The 23,303-nt window shown below is 45.4% G+C and carries 22 protein-coding genes; 12 read left to right on the top strand and 10 right to left on the bottom strand.

What is annotated here, in order from left to right; all coding sequences use genetic code 11:
- Positions 1-175: 175 nt before the first annotated feature.
- From metF to AB6D80_RS18730, 3 genes are all read right to left on the bottom strand, one after another.
- A complete protein-coding gene (gene metF, locus AB6D80_RS18740) occupies positions 176-1,075 on the bottom strand; it encodes a methylenetetrahydrofolate reductase (protein WP_009848888.1) in 900 nt (299 codons plus the stop codon).
- A 339-nt stretch (positions 1,076-1,414) separates the two neighbouring features.
- A complete protein-coding gene (locus tag AB6D80_RS18735) occupies positions 1,415-3,826 on the bottom strand; it encodes a bifunctional aspartate kinase/homoserine dehydrogenase II (RefSeq protein WP_372064542.1) in 2,412 nt (803 codons plus the stop codon).
- Positions 3,827-3,828: 2 nt separating this feature from the next.
- Positions 3,829-5,010 carry an O-succinylhomoserine (thiol)-lyase gene (locus AB6D80_RS18730; RefSeq protein ID WP_029223036.1) on the bottom strand — a complete coding sequence of 394 codons (1,182 nt, stop codon included), beginning with the start codon at positions 5,008-5,010 and terminating at the stop codon, positions 3,829-3,831.
- A gap of 208 nt (positions 5,011-5,218) precedes the next feature.
- Between AB6D80_RS18730 and metJ the strand changes: the two genes are divergently transcribed.
- Complete coding sequence (metJ, locus tag AB6D80_RS18725; protein WP_004729686.1) at positions 5,219-5,539, top strand: met regulon transcriptional regulator MetJ; 321 nt, start codon at positions 5,219-5,221, stop codon at positions 5,537-5,539.
- Positions 5,540-5,746: 207 nt separating this feature from the next.
- Here metJ and AB6D80_RS18720 read toward each other — a convergent pair whose 3' ends face one another.
- Positions 5,747-7,036 carry a malic enzyme-like NAD(P)-binding protein gene (locus tag AB6D80_RS18720; RefSeq protein ID WP_009848885.1) on the bottom strand — a complete coding sequence of 430 codons (1,290 nt, stop codon included), beginning with the start codon at positions 7,034-7,036 and terminating at the stop codon, positions 5,747-5,749.
- A 331-nt stretch (positions 7,037-7,367) separates the two neighbouring features.
- Positions 7,368-7,586, bottom strand: coding sequence for a 50S ribosomal protein L31 (rpmE, locus tag AB6D80_RS18715; protein WP_009848884.1), 219 nt, complete (start codon positions 7,584-7,586; stop codon positions 7,368-7,370).
- 330 nt (positions 7,587-7,916) lie between these two features.
- Here rpmE and priA point away from each other — a divergent pair, with 330 nt between their 5' ends.
- The 7 genes from priA to rraA all read left to right on the top strand — a co-directional run bounded on the left by priA (position 7,917) and on the right by rraA (position 15,858).
- Positions 7,917-10,118 (top strand): primosomal protein N', encoded by a 2,202-nt coding sequence (priA, locus tag AB6D80_RS18710; protein WP_371995659.1) that lies wholly within the window; start codon positions 7,917-7,919, stop codon positions 10,116-10,118.
- Between the two features lie 240 nt (positions 10,119-10,358).
- Complete coding sequence (cytR, locus tag AB6D80_RS18705) at positions 10,359-11,363, top strand: DNA-binding transcriptional regulator CytR (protein ID WP_009848882.1); 1,005 nt, start codon at positions 10,359-10,361, stop codon at positions 11,361-11,363.
- A gap of 122 nt (positions 11,364-11,485) precedes the next feature.
- A complete protein-coding gene (locus tag AB6D80_RS18700; RefSeq protein ID WP_009848881.1) occupies positions 11,486-12,025 on the top strand; it encodes an SPOR domain-containing protein in 540 nt (179 codons plus the stop codon).
- Positions 12,026-12,245: 220 nt separating this feature from the next.
- Entirely contained in the window at positions 12,246-12,794 is a 549-nt protein-coding gene (gene hslV, locus AB6D80_RS18695) for an ATP-dependent protease subunit HslV (RefSeq protein WP_004729692.1), read from the top strand.
- Positions 12,795-12,852: 58 nt separating this feature from the next.
- Entirely contained in the window at positions 12,853-14,193 is a 1,341-nt protein-coding gene (gene hslU, locus AB6D80_RS18690) for an HslU--HslV peptidase ATPase subunit (RefSeq protein ID WP_372064546.1), read from the top strand.
- Positions 14,194-14,348: 155 nt separating this feature from the next.
- Complete coding sequence (locus AB6D80_RS18685; RefSeq protein WP_009848879.1) at positions 14,349-15,266, top strand: 1,4-dihydroxy-2-naphthoate polyprenyltransferase; 918 nt, start codon at positions 14,349-14,351, stop codon at positions 15,264-15,266.
- 73 nt (positions 15,267-15,339) lie between these two features.
- Complete coding sequence (gene rraA / locus AB6D80_RS18680) at positions 15,340-15,858, top strand: ribonuclease E activity regulator RraA (protein ID WP_009848878.1); 519 nt, start codon at positions 15,340-15,342, stop codon at positions 15,856-15,858.
- Positions 15,859-15,967: 109 nt separating this feature from the next.
- On the opposite strand, the gene zapB is transcribed toward rraA, so the two are convergent.
- Positions 15,968-16,210: a cell division protein ZapB gene (zapB, locus tag AB6D80_RS18675; RefSeq protein ID WP_009848877.1), complete on the bottom strand. Its 243-nt coding sequence runs from the start codon at positions 16,208-16,210 to the stop codon at positions 15,968-15,970.
- Between the two features lie 324 nt (positions 16,211-16,534).
- On the opposite strand from zapB, the gene glpX reads away from it, so the two are divergent.
- The 3 genes from glpX to AB6D80_RS18660 all read left to right on the top strand — a co-directional run bounded on the left by glpX (position 16,535) and on the right by AB6D80_RS18660 (position 18,852).
- A complete protein-coding gene (gene glpX, locus AB6D80_RS18670) occupies positions 16,535-17,542 on the top strand; it encodes a class II fructose-bisphosphatase (protein WP_009848876.1) in 1,008 nt (335 codons plus the stop codon).
- 199 nt (positions 17,543-17,741) lie between these two features.
- On the top strand, positions 17,742-18,368 hold the full coding sequence (locus tag AB6D80_RS18665; protein WP_017103632.1) for a metalloregulator ArsR/SmtB family transcription factor: 627 nt from the start codon (positions 17,742-17,744) through the stop codon (positions 18,366-18,368).
- 136 nt (positions 18,369-18,504) lie between these two features.
- Complete coding sequence (locus tag AB6D80_RS18660) at positions 18,505-18,852, top strand: DUF3135 domain-containing protein (protein ID WP_012604966.1); 348 nt, start codon at positions 18,505-18,507, stop codon at positions 18,850-18,852.
- Positions 18,853-18,920: 68 nt separating this feature from the next.
- Here AB6D80_RS18660 and AB6D80_RS18655 read toward each other — a convergent pair whose 3' ends face one another.
- A complete protein-coding gene (locus AB6D80_RS18655) occupies positions 18,921-19,343 on the bottom strand; it encodes a DUF805 domain-containing protein (RefSeq protein WP_009848873.1) in 423 nt (140 codons plus the stop codon).
- Between the two features lie 86 nt (positions 19,344-19,429).
- Complete coding sequence (locus tag AB6D80_RS18650) at positions 19,430-19,777, bottom strand: 5-carboxymethyl-2-hydroxymuconate Delta-isomerase (protein ID WP_004729703.1); 348 nt, start codon at positions 19,775-19,777, stop codon at positions 19,430-19,432.
- A gap of 249 nt (positions 19,778-20,026) precedes the next feature.
- Here AB6D80_RS18650 and tpiA point away from each other — a divergent pair, with 249 nt between their 5' ends.
- A complete protein-coding gene (gene tpiA / locus AB6D80_RS18645; RefSeq protein ID WP_017101334.1) occupies positions 20,027-20,797 on the top strand; it encodes a triose-phosphate isomerase in 771 nt (256 codons plus the stop codon).
- A 149-nt stretch (positions 20,798-20,946) separates the two neighbouring features.
- Here the strand turns inward: tpiA and pfkA are convergent, their stop codons facing one another.
- Positions 20,947-21,909: a 6-phosphofructokinase gene (gene pfkA / locus AB6D80_RS18640; protein WP_009848871.1), complete on the bottom strand. Its 963-nt coding sequence runs from the start codon at positions 21,907-21,909 to the stop codon at positions 20,947-20,949.
- Positions 21,910-22,225: 316 nt separating this feature from the next.
- Complete coding sequence (gene fieF, locus AB6D80_RS18635; RefSeq protein WP_029225530.1) at positions 22,226-23,134, bottom strand: CDF family cation-efflux transporter FieF; 909 nt, start codon at positions 23,132-23,134, stop codon at positions 22,226-22,228.
- Between the last annotated feature and the right edge of the window lie 169 nt (positions 23,135-23,303).

Below are 23,303 nucleotides of genomic sequence, written 5' to 3'. Positions count from 1 at the left end.
ATCTAGAAACTAGAAACTAGAAACTAGAAACTAGAAACTAGAAACTAGAAACTAGAAACTAGAAAAGTAAAAGGCTTGAACTCTTAGAGTCCAAGCCTTTTTTGTATCTATAGGATTTGAAATGTTACTACCAGAAGCTTTTACAAGCGCTTGGGCTTTACTTCCTAGACTTTACTTAAAGCGCAGCGACTTGTGGACGAACACCTAATGTGTGGCAAAGTGCATAAGTCATTTCTGCACGGTTTAGCGTGTAAAAGTGGAAATCTTTCACACCTTCACGGCTTAGCGTACGAACCATATCGATCGCTTGGCTAGCACCGACTAACTGACGAGTTGTTGGATCATCATCCAAGCCTTCGAACTGCTTCGCCATCCAACCTGGTACTTTTACGTTATTCATCGCAGCAAAACGAGACGCTTGCTTGAAGTTAGAAACCGGCAAGATACCCGGTACAATCTCTACGTCAACGCCAGCCGCCACACAACGGTCACGAAAACGTAAGTAGCTTTCGACATCGAAGAAGAACTGAGTGATTGCACGGTTTGCACCCGCATCCACTTTACGCTTTAGGTTAATAAGATCAGATTGAGCGCTTTTTGCTTCAGGGTGAACCTCAGGGAATGCCGCTACTGATATATCAAAGTCGTGACGAGATTTAAGCAGCTCGACTAAATCAGACGCATACATATCTGGCGCACCACCGCCTGCTGGAATATCACCGCGCAACGCAACAATACTTTCAATGCCATTTGCCCAGTAATCGTCGGCAATTTGAATCAGCTCTTCGCGGCTAGCATCAATACACGTTAAGTGTGGTGCAGCAACTAAGCCTGTTTGGTTCTTAATTTCTTTAATGATTGAGTGGGTACGATCACGCTCACCCGAGTTTGCACCATAGGTTACTGATACAAATTTAGGTTGAAGTGTTTTAAGACGGTGAACAGAATTCCACAGGGTCTCTTCCATCTTCTCACTGCTTGGTGGGAAAAATTCAAATGACACATTGATGTTGTCAGAAAGCTCTGCAATATTCTGATTTAAAGCGTCGATATGACTTGCGTGTGTGTATCCCATCTTACTCTCCCTGTGGCAAAAGCAACCACTAAATAATCTCAAATCCCTAGCGACGTTTAGACGTCTATATGTCTCCAGAATGAATTGAATACGATTTAATGTCAACAGATCCATTATGAATTTTTTTCAAGTAGATAGTGAGAAAAGCTCAAGCCGATAGGTGGGTCGCAAAGAAGAAATAATGTAGAAAAAAGGCTGAAAACACATCGTGCTTTCAGCCTTATTTATCTTAGTGGATAGTATGCTATTTACGCATTTAAACAATTAATCTGAGTATTAAAGCAATTGATCTGACTATTAAGCCAATCGCTCTAAGTACTAAACCAACCGCTCTAAGTATTAAAACAGGCTAGACATTCTGTTTAAATCAGACTGAATTGCACCAGCTGTCACTTCACGGCCAGCACCTGGGCCACGAATAACCAATGGATTATCTTTGTACCATTTGCTCTCGATCGCAAAGATGTTGTCGCAAGGCAGTAAGTTCGCCAGAGCGTGTTCTTTAGATAACGCTTCAACGCCTACCGTTGCCTTACCATTCTTCTCTAAACGCGCTACGTAACGAAGGACCTTCTGTTGAGACTGCGCTTTCTCTAAACGCTCGGCCAACTCTTCACTCAGTACAGAAGCTTTATCAAAGAAGTCATCCACTGACAGATCTTGTAATTCTTCAGGTACCAATGATTCTACTTTGACGTTTTCAGGCTCAATATCTAAACCCGATTCACGCGCCAGAATCACTAGCTTACGCATCACGTCTGAGCCATCGAGGTCAGCGCGAGGATCCGGTTCCGTCAGGCCTTGCTGCCACGCTAAGTCAACCAACTCGCTGAATGACACCGTGCCATCAAACTGTTGGAATAACCAAGATAGAGTGCCCGAGAAGATACCTGACAGAGCAATAATATCGTCACCGCTTTCGCGCAGGTCACGTACCGTGTGGTTAATCGGTAAGCCAGCGCCGACTGTCGCGTTGTACAACCAGTGACGGCTGATCTTAGCGAAAGCATCCTGTACTTGATGGTAATACTCACTTGATGCAGAACCTGCCACCTTGTTAGCCGAGATCAGGTGAATACCTTGTTGTGCAATTTGCAGGTACTTTGCTGCAAGCACAGGGCTTGCAGTGACATCTAACACAACCGCTTCATCGTAGCCCTGAATAGAACCCAAACGCTCTAGCCAGTCGTTGCCGTTATTGGCAATCGCTTCATCATCAAAACGCTTGCTCACAGAAGTCGCATCAATGCCTTGATCATCGAACCAATAAGTTTGGCTATCAACCACCGCAACCAATTCAAAGTTCATTCCACGACGCTTTTCAAGTTCAGCCTTTTGTTCAGCAAACAAGCTTAACCAACTTGAACCAATGTTGCCCTTACCACACAAGGCAATCGCAACACGCTTTTGCGCTTGGAACAGTTGAGAGTGAATGCCTTTCACTAGGCTTGATGTTTCACTCTTACGAATCACAGCCACCAAGCTTAAGCCAGAGTTCGCTTCTGAGATAAACTCAACCGGCGAGCTCTTAAGCTGCTGGTAGAAACCGTAGCAATGGTTCGGGTTCTTAGTCACACCAGCACCCACTGCTGCAATTAGAGAGAAACCTTCTTTGAGCTTAATTTCCGCTTCAATCGCGTGATCTTGTAGATATTCTAAAGCGCCACCAGCGATCTCTTCTGTATAAGCAAGGCGCAAACAGTGCTGATCGGGTTCAAGCTCATAAGCAAGCGGCTCAAGTTGAGCGCGCTTAAGCCCTTCCAGTACTTCACTTTCTAAACGGTCAAAATCATGACCGTGACCAAAAGTCAGCTGCACGATCAGAACTTCATCCAGAGAGGTAATGATTTTTGCGCCACGACCCGATGCCAGTACACGCTCTATCTGTGTAGAGCCCGCCTCTGGCTGGTAGCTGCAGCGCAAGCTGAGATCCATAGCACTTTGAGCCACAGGCTGTAGCGTTCGGCTATGGAGCACTGGAGCCGCCAGACGAGCGAGTTCACTCGCTTCATCAAGGCGAAGCAGAGGCAGTAAACACGCATCCGAAACCAAACGAGGGTCAGCGCTGTATACGCCCGCCACGTCACTCCAAATCGTCACACGTTCAACTTCAGCCAAGGCGCCAATCACAGTTGCTGAGTAATCCGAGCCGTTACGACCTAGCAGTACCGTTTCGCCTTCGCAGTTCTGAGCCATAAAGCCCGTAATCACCACTCGGCAATGCGTATGCTGAGCCAAAACTTCTTTAATCAGAGGATAAGAGCGAGCACGGTCAACTTCAGGCTGAGCCCCCGCTTCTGCACGTAAAAATGCACGAGCGTCTTGAGCAACCGCTTGCAAGTCATGCTGGCACAACAAAGTCGCCAACAAGCGTGAAGACCAAATCTCGCCATGACCCAGCACTTGCGCTTTTTGTGCTTCGCTCAAGGGAGCAGTGAGCTCACCCAAAGCAGTAAATTCTTGTTGAATAGTGGCCGTTAGCTGAGCCGCAGACTCACCTTCAAGCAGCGCTTCAATCAGCTCAAGCTGGAACTGACGAAGGGTTTGTAGACATTCATGCGCAATACGACCATCTTTGTCGAGCGCTTCAACAAACTCAATCAAGCGGTTAGTTGTTTTACCCGCAGCCGATACCACGACCAAGTCAGTAGCTGACGAGTATTCTCTAAGAATATTGACCACGCGTTGGTAACACTCAGGGTTCGCTAAACTGCTGCCACCAAATTTATGTAGCTGGCGAAAGGTTGTCATTATTAAACCTCCCCTTCTGCGATAAAGCCTTGTGTTTTTTCAAACGCTTGCTTGAGATCATCAATCAAGTCTTCTGCATCTTCAAGGCCAACAGAAAGGCGCAGTAATTGTTGAGAAACACCCGCTTCTGCTAATGCTGCTTCGCCCATAGCACGGTGAGTCATCGACGCTGGGTGACAAATCAGGCTTTCAACACCGCCCAATGATTCAGCCAAAGAAAATAGCTCTAATTTATCCACAAAATATTTAAGTGCTTCAAAAGATCCCGAAAATTCAAAGCTCAGCATGGAACCAAAGCCCAACTGCTGTTTCTTCGCGATCTCGTGACCCGGATGTTCAGGAAGGCTTGGGTGGTAAATCGTACCCACCAGATCTTGTTGTTGCAGAGCCGTCAGAATTTCACGTGAGCTCTCTTCGTGAACGCGCATACGTGCACCTAGCGTACGAATACCACGTAGCGTCATGTAGCTATCAAATGGTGTGCCGGTTGCACCAATACAGTTACCCCACCATGCTAGCTCTTCAGCGTGCTCTTCTGTCTTAGTAACTACAACACCACCAATGACATCTGAGTGTCCGTTGATGTATTTAGTGGTTGAGTGGATAACAAAATCCGCACCCAGCTCTAAAGGCTTTTGGAACACAGGCGTCAAAAACGTGTTGTCGACAGCAACCAGAGCACCTACTTCTTTCGCTTTACGGCAAGTTTCTGCAATATCAACCACACGAACCAATGGATTCGATGGCGTTTCGATTAAGATCAACTTTGGCTTAAGCGCGATCGCCGCATCTAGTGCAGCTTGATCCGATTGATCAACAAATAGAACTTTGAAGTCACCTTTGAGCGAGCGTGTGTTAAACAGACGGTAAGTACCGCCATAGCAGTCGTGCGGTGCAATAATAAGATCATCGCCACCTAAGAAAGCGGATACCCATAAGTTAAGTGCCGACGTACCACAGTTAGTGACAACCGCGCCTTTACCAGACTCAAGCTCAAATAGTGCCGTTTCTAATAGACCGCGGTTTGGGTTACCAGAGCGGGTATAATCGTACTTTGGCACTTCACCAAAAGCGGGAAACCCATAGTTAGTCGAAAGATAAATAGGTGGGACAACGGCATGGTGTTGCGTGTCTGACTCGATACCAGTACGTACTGCGATGGTTGCTGGCTTCCGGCTGCTCATAGGTGCTTCCTTACAAGTTTTGCGTCTGAGAATCACAGCTGCTTGTCGGCATTTTGTGGCTGTGTTAGATATATGTTACTCACTTTACTTTCATAAACGTGAGACGTCAACACTTCTGGACGTCTATATGTCTTTGCTTATGGCAGTAAATCCCGCTAAAATCAGCACTATTAATTTATTCTAACAACTAAAGTGATGAAGGTACGCAATGGCCGACTGGAATGGTGAATACATAAGCCCATATGCTGAGCATGGAAAGAAAAGCGAACAAGTAAAGAAAATTACAGTTTCTATCCCTCTAAAAGTGTTAAAGGTTCTTACTGACGAGCGCACTCGCCGCCAGATCAATAACCTACGCCATGCAACAAACAGTGAGCTACTGTGCGAAGCCTTTCTACATGCGTACACAGGCCAACCACTGCCAACGGATGAAGACCTTCGTAAAGATCGTCCAGACGACATCCCGACTGAAGTCAAAAAACTGATGACAGAGATGGGCATCGAGTTCGAAGCGTTTGACGAAGAATAAAAACAACTCAGTCACCGCCTTCATTATTGATTCGCTATAGCTGAACCCTATTTGTCACATCACCCACTACGTTATCTGTAGCTGCGCTGTGAATGATAGACATAAAAAAACCGACTCCTATGAGTCGGTTTTTTATTATTCTTTTTCGCTCAATAGAGCAACAGCTATTAAGCTATTAAGCTATTAAGCTATTAAGCTATTAAGGCATTAAGCCATATAGTTAGCAGGCATCTCAATTCGAGCAACGCCAGACTCAACAGCCGCTTCAGCAACTGCTTTTGCAACGCGAGGAAGCAGGCGCGGGTCCATTGGCTTAGGAATGATGTAACCCTTACCGAACTCCAGTGCAGTCTCGCCCGCAGCTGCCAGTACTTCAGCCGGAACTTCTTCTTTTGCTAGTTCACGAATCGCTTTAACCGCCGCTAGCTTCATTTCGTCATTGATTTCGCTCGCACGCACGTCTAGTGCACCACGGAAAATGAATGGGAAACAAAGTACGTTGTTTACTTGGTTAGGGTAATCACTACGGCCAGTACCCATGATTAGGTCAGAACGAACTTCATGTGCAAGCTCAGGCTTGATCTCTGGATCTGGGTTTGAACATGCAAACACAACAGGCTTATCAGCCATCAGAGTAAGTGCCTTAGCTGGTAGCAGATTAGGACCCGATACACCCAAGAACAGGTCAGCGCCTTCGATAACATCTTCAAGCGTGCGCTTGTCGGTGTTATTTGCGAACAGCTCTTTGTATTCATTCAAGTCATCACGACGAGTGTGGATCACACCTTTACGGTCAAGCATGTAGATCTTCTCACGCTGAGCGCCACACTTAATCAGTAGCTCCATACAAGCAACCGCTGCTGCGCCAGCACCTAAACAAACGATCTTACACTCTTCCAGTTTCTTACCTTGAAGCTCGATCGCGTTAAGCATACCCGCTGCCGTTACAATCGCAGTACCGTGTTGATCATCATGGAAAACAGGTACATCACAACGCTCAATCAGGCGACGCTCGATTTCAAAACAGTCTGGTGCTTTGATGTCTTCTAGGTTAATACCACCAAATGTATCTGCGATATTCGCAACCGTATCAACGAACTCATCGATTGTGCGGTGTTTTACTTCAATATCGATAGAATCTAAACCAGCAAAACGCTTAAACAGTAGCGCTTTACCTTCCATAACTGGTTTAGAAGCAATAGGACCAAGATTACCCAAGCCAAGAATTGCAGTACCGTTAGAGATAACTGCAACCATGTTGCCTTTACCTGTGTACTTATAAACGTTATCGACATTCTGTGCGATCTCGCGAACAGGCTCAGCTACGCCAGGACTGTATGCCAGTGCTAGGTCTTCTGCAGAGTTTGCAGGCTTCGTCAGTTCTACGGCAATTTTGCCTGGAATTGGGAACTCATGATAATCAAGAGCTTGCTGACGGAATTGTTCTTGAGGCGATAATTCTTGAGGGGATTGATCTTGGCGGCTGTCTTCAGACATAGGTGTAGGTTCCTAGGATATTATTATTTGGGGGATCTTGTTCATGTTAATGGATGTACTTCAAAGTTCCTAGGTGGTTGAAGCATCTGTATCATTAAAAAACGAGATTTCACTACTAATAAGACCAGTGGGCAGTTGAAATTACTGTCGCCTGCTCAACTTTAGAGCGAATTTCGAGGAAGGAGTGTTGGGGTAAGCGATGAAATAAAATTTACGCCAGTAACCTACCACTTTAAATGAGCTAATAATGAAATACGATTCAGTATTTTTTCAAATTTCAGGCAACAAAAAAGGACACCGAAGTGTCCTTTTTATGTCTAAATAGCGAGAATTACTTCTTGCTAGAAAGAGCACCGAAACGCTTGTTGAAGCGATCAACACGGCCGCCTGTATCTACGATACGTTGCTTACCAGTGTAGAACGGGTGACATTTGTCACATACGTCTAGGTGGATTGATTCTTTTGCTAGCGTTGAGTTGAACTCAAATGTGTTGCCGCAAGAACAAGTTGCAGAAACTGCTTTGTATTCTGGGTGGATACCAACTTTCATGGGAAAACCTCAATTAGGCCGCGTCGCCATCCGATTCTAAGCCGGACACCACACGTAGTTAAAAAATAAATAAAGACACCGCTGTATCACTAAACCGCGATAAAGCCATACCTTTAAGGCGCAGTATAGTAATGAATCTGTGAGGTAGGATCAACTGATTTGATACATTTTTCACCAACACTGTCCTTAAACCTTCTATTAAGCGTTATTTTCTGGCTCCAGTAGCATTCAAGCCTCAAGTAAGCTCTGTCATCTAAACTGCTCCTCGAATTTAACGCCCTTATCCATTAGACTGTTCGCTCTCGTCAACTCAGATAAAGCCGTCCCTTTATGCGTCCAATGATTGCCCGTGTGGCACTGCCTGTTCCACTCGACAAGCAGTTCGATTACAAGATTCCTAGCCACCTATTTCCGATTATTGGCGGTCGAGTCTCTGTGCCTTTTGGACGACAAACCTTAACAGGCATTGTTACGGCTCTGGTTAACGAATCTGAATTCGAGTTAGACAAACTCAAGCCCATTAAAGCCTTACTAGACAACCAACCCGTTTGGCCGGAATCGGTCTACTCACTCTTGGTATGGTGCAGCCAGTTCTATCAGTATCCACTAGGTGAAACCTTGGCCAACGCACTACCAAGCGCCTTACGAAAGGGCAAAGCGGCCGATTTCGCGACGCTTGTTGAATGGCAACTGACCCCATCAGGTAGAGATCAACTGATGCAAGGCTTTGGTCGTGCCGTCAAACAAGCCAAAGTAATGCACATGCTTGAGCACGGCCCTGTTCCCCATCAAGAATTCATTGATGAAGAAGTGGGCAGCGCGGTACTTAAGACGTTGGAAGAGAAAGGCTGGGTTGAATCGGTAGAGAAAAAGCCGAAGCGCCAGCCGTGGCCAGTTGAGCTCGAAAACGATCAAGATAAGCCAAAACTCAATGAAGAACAGGCTATAGCAATAGCGACAGTAAATAGTCAAACCGACTTCGGTTGCTTCTTGCTAGAGGGTGTAACTGGCTCAGGTAAGACCGAAGTCTACCTGAATATGATCAAGCCGATTCTCGACCAAGGTAAACAAGCGTTAGTGTTAGTGCCCGAGATCGGTCTAACCCCTCAAACGATTAACCGCTTTAAGCGACGCTTTAATGTTCCAGTTGAGGTTATCCATTCTGGTTTAAACGATTCTGAGCGACTAAATGCTTGGTTGTCGGCGCGTGATAAAATAGCGGGCATTGTGATCGGTACTCGTTCAGCTCTGTTCACACCGTTCGCGGATCTGGGCATTATCATTGTCGATGAAGAGCACGACGCCTCTTATAAGCAGCAAGATAGCCTACGCTACCACGCTCGTGATGTTGCCATCATGCGTGCTCATAAAGCGCAGATTCCGGTTGTGCTAGGCTCGGCGACTCCGGCCTTTGAAACGCTGCACAACGCTCAGATCGGTAAATACAGTTACCTCACCCTGACCTCACGCGCAGGTGTCGCGCTGCCGACCACCAATAAAGTGTTGGACGTTAAGGGGGAATATCTAGAAAGTGGCTTGTCTGCGTCGTTGATTGCTGAAATGCAAAGACACCTCAAAGCAGGCAACCAAGTGATGTTGTTCCTCAATCGTCGTGGGTTTTCTCCCGCATTAATGTGTCACGATTGTGGTTGGACAGCGGAATGTAAGCGTTGTGATGCCTACTACACCTATCATCAATACAGCAATGAGATGCGCTGCCACCATTGTGGATCGCAGCAGCATATCGTGCACAATTGCCAAGGCTGTGGTTCGGCTAATTTAGTGACTGTAGGTGTCGGCACCGAGCAACTTGAAACACAACTTGGTCAACTATTCCCTGAATACAAAACCATTCGCATTGACCGAGACAGCACTCGCCGAAAAGGCAGTTTAGAAAGCGCGTTAGAATCGATTCGTAAAGGTGAATACCAAATTCTGATTGGTACACAGATGCTTGCCAAAGGGCATCACTTCCCAGATGTCACACTTGTGGCATTGCTGGACGTTGATGCCTCTTTATATAGCAGTGACTTTCGCGCCTCTGAGCGATTGGCTCAATTGTTTACTCAAGTCGCCGGTCGAGCAGGACGAGCCAGTAAGCCGGGGGAAGTTATCTTACAAACTCACCATCCAGAACACGGCTTATTACAGGCATTACTGCACAAAAACTACAACCACTTTGCTCAAACTGCATTGGCAGAGCGTAAACAAGCGATGTTGCCACCTTATACCTTCATGACTTTGTTTAGAGCGGAAGCCAATGACACTCGCTTAGTGGAAGAGTTTTTGCGTCAAGTGCGCCACACATTGGAATCGCATCCGTTATTTGACCAATATTGTATGGTGCTAGGACCAACCCCTGCACCACTAGCCAAACGAGCAGGTAAATCGCGCTGGCAGCTTATTTTACAAACACAGACTCGCTCGTTGATGCAAAAGCTATTAATGAGCGCCAAGCCAGCAATCAATATGTTACCCGCTGCGAAAAAAGTCCGTTGGTCACTCGATATTGAGCCGCAAGATCTGAGCTAAACCCACTTGGGTTAAAACTAATGATAAGTTTGTTCACAAATATTTCATATTTCTCGTGAGCAACTTCACACTAGTCATGTGATTTTTGTTAATCTAGCCGTAACTTTACATGGGTGAAACGAATAAAATATTGCAATAAAAAAAGTGTTAGCAACACTTTCACAATATCTATTCGATTACATTTATTATTCATGCCTTAGATACTTAGGCAGCAAAGGAATTAAAAAGAGGGTTTAATTTATGGCGACAATGAAGGATGTTGCCCAGCTAGCAGGCGTTTCAACAGCCACGGTATCACGTGCATTGATGAACCCTGAAAAAGTCTCGGTTTCTACTCGTAAGCGAGTTGAGACAGCAGTACTTGAAGCTGGATACTCACCCAATACATTAGCTAGAAACTTACGTCGCAACGAATCAAAAACCATCATCACTATTGTTCCTGATATCTGTGACCCGTATTTCGCAGAGATCATTCGTGGTATCGAAGATGCCGCAGTAGAAAATGACTACCTCGTTTTACTGGGTGATAGCGGCCAACAGAAGAAGCGTGAGTCTTCATTTGTTAACTTAGTATTCACCAAACAAGCTGACGGCATGCTACTACTTGGCACCGACCACCCGTTTGATGTCAGTAAGCCTGAACAAAAAAATTTACCGCCGATGGTGATGGCGTGTGAGTTTGCCCCTGAGCTTGAACTCCCTACCGTACACATCGATAACCTGACCTCAGCATTTGAAGCGGTGAACTACCTAGCTCAGTTAGGCCATAAACGTATCGCTCAAATTTCAGGGCCCATATCGGCAACGCTGTGTAAATTCCGCCAACAAGGTTACCAACAAGCACTACGTCGTGCAGGAGTATCAATGAATCCTGCCTACAGCACTGTCGGTGACTTTACCTTTGAAGCGGGCGCTCAAGCTGTTCGTCAATTACTCGCTCTTCCTGAACAACCTACAGCGATCTTCTGTCATAACGATGCGATGGCCATCGGCGCGATTCAAGAAGCGAAAAAATTAGGCTTACGCGTTCCTCAAGACCTATCGATTGTCGGCTTTGATGACATCCAATTCGCTCAATACTGCGATCCACCGCTAACCACTATTTCTCAGCCTCGTTATGAGATTGGACGCCAAGCAATGTTGATGATGCTCGACGTACTTAAAGGCAACGATGTGCAAGCGGGGTCGCGCCTGCTTGAAGCCAAATTAGTCGTTCGAGGTAGTACAGCGCCGCCTCGAATCTAATCTGAAGAAATATCCTTATAATTCTGCGGCACATTTTGATGTGCCGCTTCCATTTCTGCACTGTTATCCTCGCTCAATCTGGATTACCATGAGAGCAGAATCAGCAACTATTGAATTGTCTTGTGGCTAATAGAGATTATGTAAAGCGCGGTCGTGGCACAAAAAAACCGACCAAAAAACAAGCCCCTCGCCGTAAACCATGGCGTAGTGGTCTTTTGGCGATCCTCCTTGCCGGTGGTTTTGGTTACGGCCTTTACCTATTGAGTAATGATCCTGAGCCGCCAGCACCGACTCCAGTGGTAACCAAACCAAAGCCTAAGCCGAAACCAGCAAAAGTAATTCCGCCCCCTCCAGAGGAGAAGTGGGATTACGTTGAAACCTTGCCAAGTCGTGAGATTGAAGTAAAAGCCAAAGAGCAACAGATCTCGAAGATCCCTTACATCATGCAATGTGGCGCGTACAAAACCTCAAGCCAAGCTGAAGCACGTAAGTTGGATATTGCTTTCCAAGGTATCTCAAGTTCAATCCGTAAAAAAGATGGAAGTAGCTGGTACCGTGTGGTTCTAGGGCCATATAAATTGAAGCGTGATGCAGAGCGAGATCGCCATAAGCTGCAGCGAGCGAAAATCGAACCTTGTGCTATTTGGAAAGACACCGAGTAGTTATAGATTTAGCCGCAGAAGCAGAAGCAGAAGCAGAAAAACCAAACACCGAAAGCCTCCCATTGTGGAGGTTTTCTTTTATCTACACCCTTTAGCCAAATTTCCTTACAACTTCCGCCGATAAGTTGCGCGACATCACTCGACCTTCCTTGAATTATCCGAGCACCATCCTCATATACTTTTTATACCCAAAGATAAGAAATATTAAGAGGCCCTACTCGTGACTACCATTGTATCTGTACGTCGTAATAATAAAGTCGTCATCGCGGGTGATGGACAAGTATCTCTAGGCAACACCGTAATGAAGGGCAATGCCCGTAAAGTACGTCGCCTATACAACAACAAAGTACTGGCCGGTTTTGCTGGCGGTACGGCAGATGCTTTCACGCTATTCGAAAAATTTGAAAGCAAGCTGCAAATGCACCAAGGCCACCTAACCAAAGCTGCCGTTGAGCTGGCGAAGGATTGGCGTAGCGACCGTGCTCTACGTAAATTAGAAGCACTGCTAGCAGTAGCGGATGAAACTGCTTCATTGATCATCACAGGTAACGGTGACGTCGTTCAACCAGAAAACGACCTGATTGCGATCGGTTCGGGCGGTAACTTCGCTCAAGCAGCAGCCACTGCACTATTAGAAAATACAGATTTAGATGCGCGTGAAATCGCAGAAAAGTCGCTGAACATTGCGGGCGATATCTGTGTATTCACCAACCATCACCACACTATTGAAGAACTAGAAAGCACCGTTGAACTGCCAAAGCCAGAGTAACGACCGCTTCCATCAATAACGTTGTATTCAACAGTGATTAAAGAATTAAGGAAAAACCATGTCTGAGATGACTCCTCGCGAAATTGTTCACGAACTCAATCGCCACATTATCGGCCAAGACAACGCTAAGCGCTCAGTGGCTATCGCCCTTCGTAACCGCTGGCGTCGTATGCAGCTTGAAGAAAGTCTGCGTGTTGAAGTATCACCAAAAAACATCCTGATGATCGGCCCAACCGGTGTCGGTAAAACTGAAATTGCTCGCCGTCTTGCGAAACTAGCAAACGCGCCTTTCATCAAGGTAGAAGCGACTAAGTTCACTGAAGTGGGCTACGTAGGTAAAGAAGTTGAAACCATCATCCGTGATCTAACGGACGTTGCCATCAAGATGACACACCAACAAGCGATGGAAAAAGTACAGTACCGCGCTGAAGAACAAGCTGAAGAACGCATTCTTGATGCCCTTCTACCACCAGCACGTGATGCTTGGGGTCAGAACGAGCAATCAACTGAAGACACCACTTCTTCAAACACTCGTCAGATTTTCCGCAAGAAACTGCGTGAAGGTAAGCTAGATGACAAAGAGATTGAAGTTGATGTAGCGGCGCCACAAATGGGTGTTGAAATCATGTCACCTCCAGGCATGGAAGAGATGACAAACCAGCTACAAGGCATGTTCCAAAACCTCGCTGGCGATACCAAGAAAAAGCGTAAGATGAAAATCAAAGACGCATTCAAAGCACTAACGGAAGAAGAAGCTGCGAAGCTTGTGAACCAAGAAGAGCTAAAAGAGAGCGCGATCTTCAACGCTGAAAACAACGGCATCGTATTCATCGATGAGATCGACAAAATCTGTAAGCGTGGCGACAGCTCTGGCCCAGACGTATCTCGTGAAGGTGTTCAGCGTGACCTGCTCCCTCTTATCGAAGGCAGCACAGTATCAACTAAGCACGGTATGGTTAAAACTGACCACATCTTGTTTATCACTTCAGGTGCATTCCAAGTGGCTAAGCCATCTGAACTGATCCCTGAATTGCAAGGTCGTCTGCCAATCCGTGTCGAACTAGAAGCACTATCAGCACATGATTTCAAACGTATTCTTACTGAGCCAAAGGCATCACTGACAGAACAGTACATTGCCCTGATGAAAACAGAAGATGTCGGCATTGAGTTCACTGAAGATGGCATCAACCAAATTGCTGACGCAGCATGGCGTGTGAACGAAACCACTGAAAACATCGGTGCGCGTCGTCTACATACCGTCATGGAGCGCCTAATGGATGAGATTTCATTCGACGCAACAGACCGAGCAGGCAGCAAATTGGTGATTGATGAGGCTTATGTAATATCTAAGCTTGGCGAGCTCGTAGAAGACGAAGACCTAAGCCGCTTCATCCTGTAGCACACCAAACTCCAACTTATTGCTCTATCTCAAAGAAATAGCAGCTAATAAGCGAATTCAAGGCCCACTTTCGAGTGGGCTTTTTATTACCCGAAAAATGGGCGTATACTCAAATCACAGTATGAAACGAAGACTTACAAAGAATTAGACCTACGATGAAACAATCTCTACTGATTTGGCTTGATGCCGCACGCCCAAAAACTCTGCCTCTCGCACTTGTCTCTATTCTTACAGGAAGTAGTTTAGCGTTCGCTGGTGGTCATTTTTCTTTATCAATCGCACTATTGGCTTTTTTAACCGCCACTCTATTACAGATTCTGTCGAACTTAGCCAATGACTATGGCGACGCGGTAAAAGGCACAGACAACGAAAACCGTCTAGGGCCAACACGTGCAATGCAATCTGGCGCGGTGACCGCGAAAACCATGAAGCAAGCGATCATCCTCAACATCGTATTTACCATGCTCGCTGGGCTGATTCTTATCTTTCATGCCTTAACCTCGATTGAGAGTATCTTATCTTTCATTGCGTTGGGCGTATTAGCCATTGTTGCAGCCATCGCTTACACCGTCGGCAATAAACCTTATGGTTATATTGGCCTTGGCGACTTATCGGTATTTATCTTCTTCGGTTTGTTAGGCGTTTCAGGCACATACTTCCTACACACTGGTCATGTTGAGCCAAGCCTATTTCTTCCGGCCTTAGGCTGTGGATTAATGGCGGTTGCGGTACTCAACATCAACAACATGCGTGATATAGAGAACGACAGTGAATGTGGTAAGCGCACCATGGCGGTTCGCCTAGGGCAACGCAAAGCCAAGCACTATCATTTTGCACTGCTTGGGCTCGCCCTTGCCTCTTTCGCTATCTACCTGCTGATTCAAGAAAAACCGGTCTGGATCAGCCTGCCGTTTTTACTAAGCATTATTATTGTTTATAAGCACGGTAAGGCCGTTTGGGAAACCGAAAAGCCAGCGCAGATTGCACCAATGATGCCCGTGATAGTGAAATGTTCACTGGTCACTAACCTATTGTTTGCAGGGGTTGTCGTAGCTCAAACTCTATTGAGTTAAATGAGACTAATCATTGCAAAGGGATCAAGCACCGATATACTCAAAGTAAGCTCATTGTTCAAAAGGTATACTAATGGAATACAACACTTCAGCACTGTGCGACATATATTTGGATCAAGTTGATGTCGTGGAGCCAATGTTCAGCAACTTCGGTGGACGTGCATCCTTCGCAGGACAGATCACGACATTAAAGTGTTTTGAAGACAATGCTTTAATTCGCTCCGTATTAGAACAAGATGGTTTGGGGCGTGTGTTGTTAATCGATGGTGGCGGCTCACTGCGTAAAGCGCTGATCGATGCTGAGATTGCCCTACTTGCTGAAGACAATGAGTGGGAAGGTATTGTGGTTTATGGCTGCGTACGCGAAGTCGATGAGCTAGAAGACATGAATCTTGGTATTCAGGCTTTAGCCTCTATTCCTGTGGGTGCAAGCCAAGAAGGTGTCGGCGAATTGGATGTACCTGTGAACTTTGGCAGCGTGACCTTCTTACCGGAAGATTACCTCTATGCAGACAACACTGGCATTATTCTTTCGGCAGAGCCTTTGGATGTAGAACTCGATCTGGATGTTGAAGAAGAAGAGGCCGAGTAACTCACTCAGCTTCAAATAATAAAACAAGCCAAAGAACACAAAGCATAAGAATACAAACGAAAACGCCCGCTACTGAGTAGCGGGCGTTTTTTAAAATCTGAAGAGTTGATTACTCTACGTCATCCATTTTACCAAGAAGGTTACGGATGCGATCTTGCCATGCTGAATGCTCTTCCTGCATTTGCTGAGTTTTTTGCTCTAGCTCGTGACGGCTTGCTTTAAGCTCACCAGCTTCTGTTGCTAGTGCTTGTTTCTCTTCTTTAAGCTCTTCCACTTCCATTTGAAGAAGTGCAATTGTATCTACTGCTGTTTGAATTTTTGCTTCTAGCTGCTCTAGTACTTCAAAAGACATTCTGGCCTACCTTTAAGTTATCCGTTTGATGGTGAAGGTTCACTCCACTTATTTCCCCATTCTACTCAGCAGAGCAAGGATAAACACTCAATATATTCGATATTTTGCGCCATTCGATGAAAAAAACAGCGCTTTTTACCGAATATTGACGTGAGTGATTACCGCCACAAGGGCAAACCGATTATTTTGATGAATAATAACTGTTTTCCACTGCGAATTGATCGAGAGCAATCTCCAAAAAACAAAAAAGCAAACGTTTCCTTTGGGATATGGTAAAATTCGCCGCGAAATTTCTATTCCCCCTTTGATAATTTTGGAGTCCGCATGAAACGCGATTTAGCAATGTCATTCTCTCGTGTCACAGAAGGTGCAGCACTAGCTGGTTACAAGTGGCTTGGTCGTGGCGATAAAAACGCTGCAGATGGCGCTGCTGTAGAAGTAATGCGTAGCCTACTAAACAAAACCGAAATTAGCGGTGAGATTGTTATCGGCGAAGGTGAAATCGATGATGCACCTATGCTATATATCGGTGAAAACGTCGGTGTGGGCGGCGATGCTGTCGATATCGCCGTAGACCCAATTGAAGGGACTCGCATGACAGCTATGGGTCAATCAAATGCATTGGCGGTATTGGCTGCAGGCGAAAAAGGCAGCTTCCTTAAAGCGCCTGACATGTACATGGAAAAATTGGTTGTTGGCCCTGGCGCTAAAGGCGTGATTGACCTAGAGCTGCCACTAACAGAAAACCTAGAAAACATCGCTAAAGCATTAGGTAAAACACTCGATACGCTAGTAGTAACCACACTGGCTAAGCCTCGTCACGATCAAGTCATTGCCGACATGCAAGCCATGGGCGTTCGTGTATTTGCTGTGCCAGACGGTGATGTTGCTGCTTCTATCCTAACGTGTATGCCAGACAGCGAAGTAGACGTAATGTACTGCATCGGCGGCGCGCCTGAAGGTGTCGTTTCTGCTGCTGTTATTCGCGCACTCGACGGTGACATGCACGCTCGTCTTCTTCCTCGTCATGAAGTAAAAGGCGATACAGAAGAGAACCGCAAACACGGTGAGCTTGAATTAGAGCGTTGTGCAGAAATGGGCGTAACGGCGGGCATCGTCTTGAAAATGGAAGACATGGCACGCAGCGATAATGTTGTGTTCTCGGCAACAGGTATTACTAAGGGTGATCTTCTAGAGGGCATCACTCGCACAGGCAATATCGCAACCACAGAAACTCTGCTTATCCGTGGTCGCTGTCGTACGATTCGCCGCATCAAATCTATCCACTACCTAGAGCGTAAAGACCCAGAAGTAATCGGTCACATCCTGTAGACCTAAACTAGCTCTAACAGAAATGTTCCAAGGCTGATACCAAGTATCAGCCTTTTGTTTTATTAGTGCACCAGAATCTCACCATTTGCTGTCGCTAGAGTAAACGCTGTCTATATAGTAAATCCCCATCAATATAGTAAATGGTTTGCTTTATAAACACCTTGCCTCATAATAGTGAGGTTGATGAGGTAGGGATAGTATGAAAACAAGCGACAAAATCTTACAGACCATTAAGCGTCAAGGCGCGGTAACCGCGAAACAACTGTCAGAAGAGTTTGGCATGACGACAATGGGTGCAAGGCAACATCTGCAAAGTCTGGAAGATGACGGTATTCTTGCGTTTCATGATGTGAAAGTGAAAGTGGGTCGCCCGACTCGCCACTGGTCCCTGACTCAACAAGGTCATAGCCAATTTTCAGACCGACACGGTGAACTCACTATTCAAGTAATTGATGCCGTAGAAAATCTATTCGGTAAAGAAGGGTTGGCTAAGGTTGCTGCCGAGCGAGAACAACACACTCTGAAGCAGTATCAATCTGCACTGTCTGGCTGTGATTCGCTCATGAGTAAGCTTGAAAAACTCACACAGCTTCGCGAAGAAGAAGGCTATATGGCTGAACTTCAAGAGCATGATGAGCACTACATCTTAATTGAGAACCACTGCCCCATCTGCAAAGCAGCAACTCGTTGCCCTAGCCTATGCCAATCTGAGCTCAATGTTTTCACTGAACTGCTCAAAAATGAGTGTCATGTAAGCCGCACTGAACACATTATTGCCGGCGAGAGACGCTGTACTTATACCTTAACGCCCACGCCTTTATCGTAATACCAAGCGCTAAGGGCTAGTCCCAACCCACCGATTCCGTCTCAATATTGAGAAAATGAGAATAGATTAAAATTTGTACAAATTTATTTCTTAAGCTTAAAGCATATGAAACACGCTTAATGCTAAGGAAGGAATCATGGCACAGCCACAGCCAAATCAAAAACTGCCCCCCTTTGATGAACTGGTCCAACTCGCCAAAAGCGATCCGAAAGCATTCAATCAATTCAAACACGAAATGTGCGAGCAGATGATTTGTTCGGCCTCAGAAACTATGCAAGACAGGCTACGCGCTCAGCAAAGTCACATCGATTTGGTGGTCGGTCGCTGTAAAAATCCACATCATGTTAATGTCGTGCTCATGCAGGAGCTTCGTTGTCAGGTCTGTAAATTCCAAGATGCACTCGAAGGTCGCTGTAGTTTTGAAGAACCTAAACCTGAAAATGTCGTGCCTTTCAGGCCGAATACAGAACCCAAAATGTACTAAAAGTAGAAAAGTATTAAAAAGAAAAAGGGAGCACAAGGCTCCCTTCTTACTTATCAATCATTCAACCTTTAAACGGGATCTTCACCGTAATCATTACGGCCTTCTGTGCCTTTCAACAAACCACACTCAATCAGAATCCATAAGCCACACACTAACGCTGCAACGGTCGCAACCATATGGATTGGCGATACCGGCTCAGTGGTAGTCGCTGCCATTGGCGAAGCCAAACGACCCAGTACTAGGGGCACATTAAGTAGTAACCAGTAATTCGACTTATTGCGGTCGTGCCAGCGCTTAGCGGTGACCGCAAGATCTGGGATCACTAGCAGCAATAGGAATACTGGTAGCAGGATGTAAGAGTAAGCAGGAAACAACACAGAGATACCAGAAGCAAAACCAGTGATCGCTATGTAGTAGAAAATATTCCAAATCCAGTAAGTCTTACGACCAATTCTCCCTTTGAAAGAGAGCAGTAAATCTTTCATCGACATCTTAAAACACTCAAAAATTAATACGCTACCAAAAAGTTAGCAGCAAATAGTTAGTGAATCACTTTTAGTTAGTTGATTATTTTTAGCTAGTTAATCACTTTCTGAAAGCAACTTTTATCCATATCCCGTATGTTGACCGTTAGGCTACGGATATGGCTTGCCTGTTCTTGTAAGGTTTGCATTAACAAACGCGACAATTCTCTTTTCTGTTCTTCAGTACGTCCAGAAAGTAACTCGAAGCTAATATGAACAAAATCTACATTGTCCTCTTCATCACCGACCAACCAGTTATGACAGCGTAGTGAACGAGACTTCACAGAAGGTACATCAAACAAACCACAGTTTAATGTAACTTGATGAAGGTCTTCCAGTAAACCTTGGATATTCACTCGCTCATCCACTGAATTTGAGTACTCTAGAACTAGATTCGGCATTATTACTTCCTATTGTTAACGCAATCGTTTGTCCCTTAATAGCAACTAACGATGAAAAATCCGAGAAGTTAGCTATTATTCTGTCTGCCGGATCACTGATATTTGCTCAAAATCTACTCTGACCATTGAGTAAGATCCAAGAAAGTCATGACCACAGTCATGATCTGTTGATATTATTCTGTTATATTATTTCGTAATAAAGTTTACTTTTTTACATTCGATTTATTTAAATACTTTGGAGATATTCCTATGCGTCATCCTGTAGTTATGGGTAACTGGAAACTAAACGGCAGCAAAGAAATGGTTGTTGATCTACTAAACGGTCTTAACGCTGAACTTGAAGGCGTAACAGGCGTAGACGTAGCAGTTGCTCCACCAGCACTTTTCGTTGATCTTGCTGAGCGTACGCTTACTGAAGCGGGCAGCGCTATCATCCTAGGTGCTCAAAACTCTGACCTAAACAACAGCGGTGCATTCACTGGCGACATGTCTCCAGCAATGCTTAAAGAGTTCGGCGCATCTCACATCATCATCGGTCACTCTGAGCGTCGTGAATACCACGCTGAGTCTGACGAATTCGTTGCTAAGAAATTCGCATTCCTAAAAGAGAACGGCCTAACTCCAGTTCTTTGTATCGGTGAATCTGAAGCACAAAACGAAGCAGGCGAAACTGTTGCTGTATGTGCTCGTCAACTTGACGCTGTTATCAACACTCAAAGTGTTGAAGCTCTTGAAGGCGCTATCATCGCTTACGAACCAATCTGGGCTATCGGTACTGGTAAAGCAGCTACAGCTGAAGATGCACAACGCATCCACGCTCAAATCCGTGCACACATCGCAGAGAAATCTGAAGACGTTGCTAAGAAAGTTGTTATCCAATACGGCGGTTCTGTTAAGCCAGAAAACGCTGCAGCTTACTTCGCACAACCAGACATCGACGGTGCTCTAGTTGGCGGCGCAGCACTTGACGCAAAAAGCTTCGCAGCTATCGCTAAAGCAGCAGCTGAAGCAAAAGCTTAATTTAAACTTCACCGTTTAGATTAGATGAAAGGTCAACTTAGGTTGGCCTTTTTTGTGCCTGCCGTTTGTGAAAACTCAAACGACAGGCACAAAAAACCGCTGAACAATCAGCGGTTTTTAATATTTTTTAAGCGAACGCTAAGCTTGGCTTAGAATAACTCTTCTGCAACGCGGAACAACTCAGAACGGTCTGGGTTCTGCATGTTCTCGATACAGTCGATGATATCGTGGTGAACAAGAGCTTCTTTCTCGATACCAACACAACGACCACCTTGACCTTCTTGAAGAAGGTGAACGGCGTAGTTGCCCATACGAGAAGCTAAAACACGGTCAAATGCAGTAGGACGACCACCACGTTGAATGTGACCAAGAACGGTTGCGCGAGTCTCACGACCTGTTGCCGTTTCAATCTCTTTAGCCAGTTCGTTCGCGTCCATCATTAGCTCAGTTAGAGCGATAATTGCGTGCTTCTTACCTTTCGCAATACCATCTTGGATATTGCTGATTAGCTGATCTTTATCTAGGCCAGTCTCAGGTGTAATGATGTACTCACAACCACCCGCGATTGCTGACATAAGCGTAAGGTCACCACAGTGACGGCCCATGATTTCAACAATAGAAATACGTTGGTGAGAAGAAGACGTATCACGTAGACGGTCGATTGAATCGATAACAGTGTTAAGCGCAGTTAGGTAACCGATAGTGTAATCAGTACCCGCGATATCATTATCGATTGTGCCAGGAAGACCGATACATGGGTAACCCATCTCAGTCAGTTTCTTAGCACCCATGTAAGAACCGTCACCACCGATAACAACAAGTGCTTCGATACCGTGCTTCTTAAGGTTCTCGATGCCTTTCTCACGAACAGCCACGTCTTTGAACTCAGGGAAACGTGCAGAACCTAAGAAAGTACCACCACGGTTGATCACGTCAGATACGCTTGAACGGTCAAGCTTTTCGATACGGTCTTCCACAAGGCCTTGGTAGCCGTCGTAAATGCCGTAAACTTCAATGCCAACTGATAGCGCAGTACGAACTACACCGCGAACTGCTGCGTTCATGCCTGGAGCGTCACCACCACTGGTCAAAACACCGATCTTCTTAATCATGCTCACCCTCGATTTTTGGGAATCTATTATTCAATTCTTGTTCTTGCTGATTGTATATCAACAAGATTTTAAATCTATATTTGTACGTTATGTTACATTTCCTCAACAGGAATAGCACTTAAATCACGTAAAATTATGTAACATTTCTACTTCTGTAAGAGTATTACAGTTTTACTCAATAACTTTGTTGATTCACATCAGAATCAACATTAATTGTTACTAAGGTGATTTTTGAATCACCTTTGAGTTAGCAATTTTTACTCACTTTAGTTCAAAAGCCATTCACTTGCCATTTACTGCCTAATTTTTAGACGCATTACCATGAGTGAAATTTCTGCTGCTTCTCTGGGCCAAATACGACCGAATATGGATCTTGATGAATTAATACATCAGCATCAGGGAACACTGAAATAAGCTTTTCCTCTACTTCGTCAGAAATGCGGTGTGCTTCAATCAGTGGGATATTATCTTCGAGTTCTAAATGCAATTGAATGAAACGAACAGGCCCAGAACGGCGCGTTCTTAGTTGATGTACACCCAGTACCCCTTCCACACTCAACGATGCCTCTTTAATTTGCTTGAGCTCTTCATCGGGTAGCTTGTGATCAAGTAGAGATTGCACCGCTTCCATCGCCATTTGGTAAGCACTGTAAAGAATGTAGATGCCGATACCAATCGCGAATACCGAGTCTGCTTGACCGATACCAAACCAGCTCAGTGCTAGCGCCAGCATAATCGCCGCATTCATATAGAGGTCAGATTGATAATGCAGTGAGTCAGCCGCAATGGCTTGGCTACCCGTTTTGCTCACAACATGCTTTTGGAATCGAACCAAACCGAAGGTCATGACCATTGCGAACAAGCTGACATAAATACCAATTTCAGGAGAGTTCAGCTCATGCGGTCGGAAGAAACGCTCAATACCGTTAAGAATAAGGAAACAAGCTGAACCAGAAATAAACATCGCTTGTGCTAATGCAGCAAGAGATTCGGCCTTGCCATGACCAAAGGTATGTTCTTTATCAGCTGGCTGCAGAGAGTAACGAACCACCACAAGGTTAACGACAGAAGCGGCGATATCCAACAGTGAGTCAACGACAGAAGCTAATAAACTGACTGAGCCTGTCACCCACCACGCTGCAACCTTCACAACCAATAATATGGAGGCAATGATGGTGGCAGCCCAAGCGGCGAGCGTAACTAAACGTGCGTATTCTTGTTTCATAAATTGGCTATAAAGTGACTGATAGCACAAAGTATAACCCGCAAAACACCGATTGAATATGACAGCTAGGATCTAATACATTCATTTTAAAGATCAAAAAAAGCGGCACTAGGCCTAATGCCGTTCACTTAAGAGTGAACGGCATTTTTGTTCTTAGCATACCGTTGTG

The sequence above is a fragment of the Vibrio sp. 10N.247.310.17 genome, from assembly GCF_041466605.1.
GTDB lineage: Bacteria > Pseudomonadota > Gammaproteobacteria > Enterobacterales > Vibrionaceae > Vibrio > Vibrio tasmaniensis_A.
Note: the sequence above shows the minus strand (reverse complement) of the source record. Positions and strands in the feature narration are given on the sequence as shown.

Coding starts and splice junctions, on each gene's coding strand:
- metF (WP_009848888.1), bottom strand. CDS start 1,075: ATGGGATACACACACGCAAGTCATATCGACGCTTTAAATCAGAATATT.
- AB6D80_RS18735 (WP_372064542.1), bottom strand. CDS start 3,826: ATGACAACCTTTCGCCAGCTACATAAATTTGGTGGCAGCAGTTTAGCG.
- AB6D80_RS18730 (WP_029223036.1), bottom strand. CDS start 5,010: ATGAGCAGCCGGAAGCCAGCAACCATCGCAGTACGTACTGGTATCGAG.
- metJ (WP_004729686.1), top strand. CDS start 5,219: ATGGCCGACTGGAATGGTGAATACATAAGCCCATATGCTGAGCATGGA.
- AB6D80_RS18720 (WP_009848885.1), bottom strand. CDS start 7,036: ATGTCTGAAGACAGCCGCCAAGATCAATCCCCTCAAGAATTATCGCCT.
- rpmE (WP_009848884.1), bottom strand. CDS start 7,586: ATGAAAGTTGGTATCCACCCAGAATACAAAGCAGTTTCTGCAACTTGT.
- priA (WP_371995659.1), top strand. CDS start 7,917: ATGCGTCCAATGATTGCCCGTGTGGCACTGCCTGTTCCACTCGACAAG.
- cytR (WP_009848882.1), top strand. CDS start 10,359: ATGGCGACAATGAAGGATGTTGCCCAGCTAGCAGGCGTTTCAACAGCC.
- hslU (WP_372064546.1), top strand. CDS start 12,853: ATGTCTGAGATGACTCCTCGCGAAATTGTTCACGAACTCAATCGCCAC.
- AB6D80_RS18685 (WP_009848879.1), top strand. CDS start 14,349: ATGAAACAATCTCTACTGATTTGGCTTGATGCCGCACGCCCAAAAACT.
- rraA (WP_009848878.1), top strand. CDS start 15,340: ATGGAATACAACACTTCAGCACTGTGCGACATATATTTGGATCAAGTT.
- zapB (WP_009848877.1), bottom strand. CDS start 16,210: ATGTCTTTTGAAGTACTAGAGCAGCTAGAAGCAAAAATTCAAACAGCA.
- glpX (WP_009848876.1), top strand. CDS start 16,535: ATGAAACGCGATTTAGCAATGTCATTCTCTCGTGTCACAGAAGGTGCA.
- AB6D80_RS18665 (WP_017103632.1), top strand. CDS start 17,742: ATGAAAACAAGCGACAAAATCTTACAGACCATTAAGCGTCAAGGCGCG.
- AB6D80_RS18660 (WP_012604966.1), top strand. CDS start 18,505: ATGGCACAGCCACAGCCAAATCAAAAACTGCCCCCCTTTGATGAACTG.
- AB6D80_RS18655 (WP_009848873.1), bottom strand. CDS start 19,343: ATGTCGATGAAAGATTTACTGCTCTCTTTCAAAGGGAGAATTGGTCGT.
- AB6D80_RS18650 (WP_004729703.1), bottom strand. CDS start 19,777: ATGCCGAATCTAGTTCTAGAGTACTCAAATTCAGTGGATGAGCGAGTG.
- tpiA (WP_017101334.1), top strand. CDS start 20,027: ATGCGTCATCCTGTAGTTATGGGTAACTGGAAACTAAACGGCAGCAAA.
- pfkA (WP_009848871.1), bottom strand. CDS start 21,909: ATGATTAAGAAGATCGGTGTTTTGACCAGTGGTGGTGACGCTCCAGGC.
- fieF (WP_029225530.1), bottom strand. CDS start 23,134: ATGAAACAAGAATACGCACGTTTAGTTACGCTCGCCGCTTGGGCTGCC.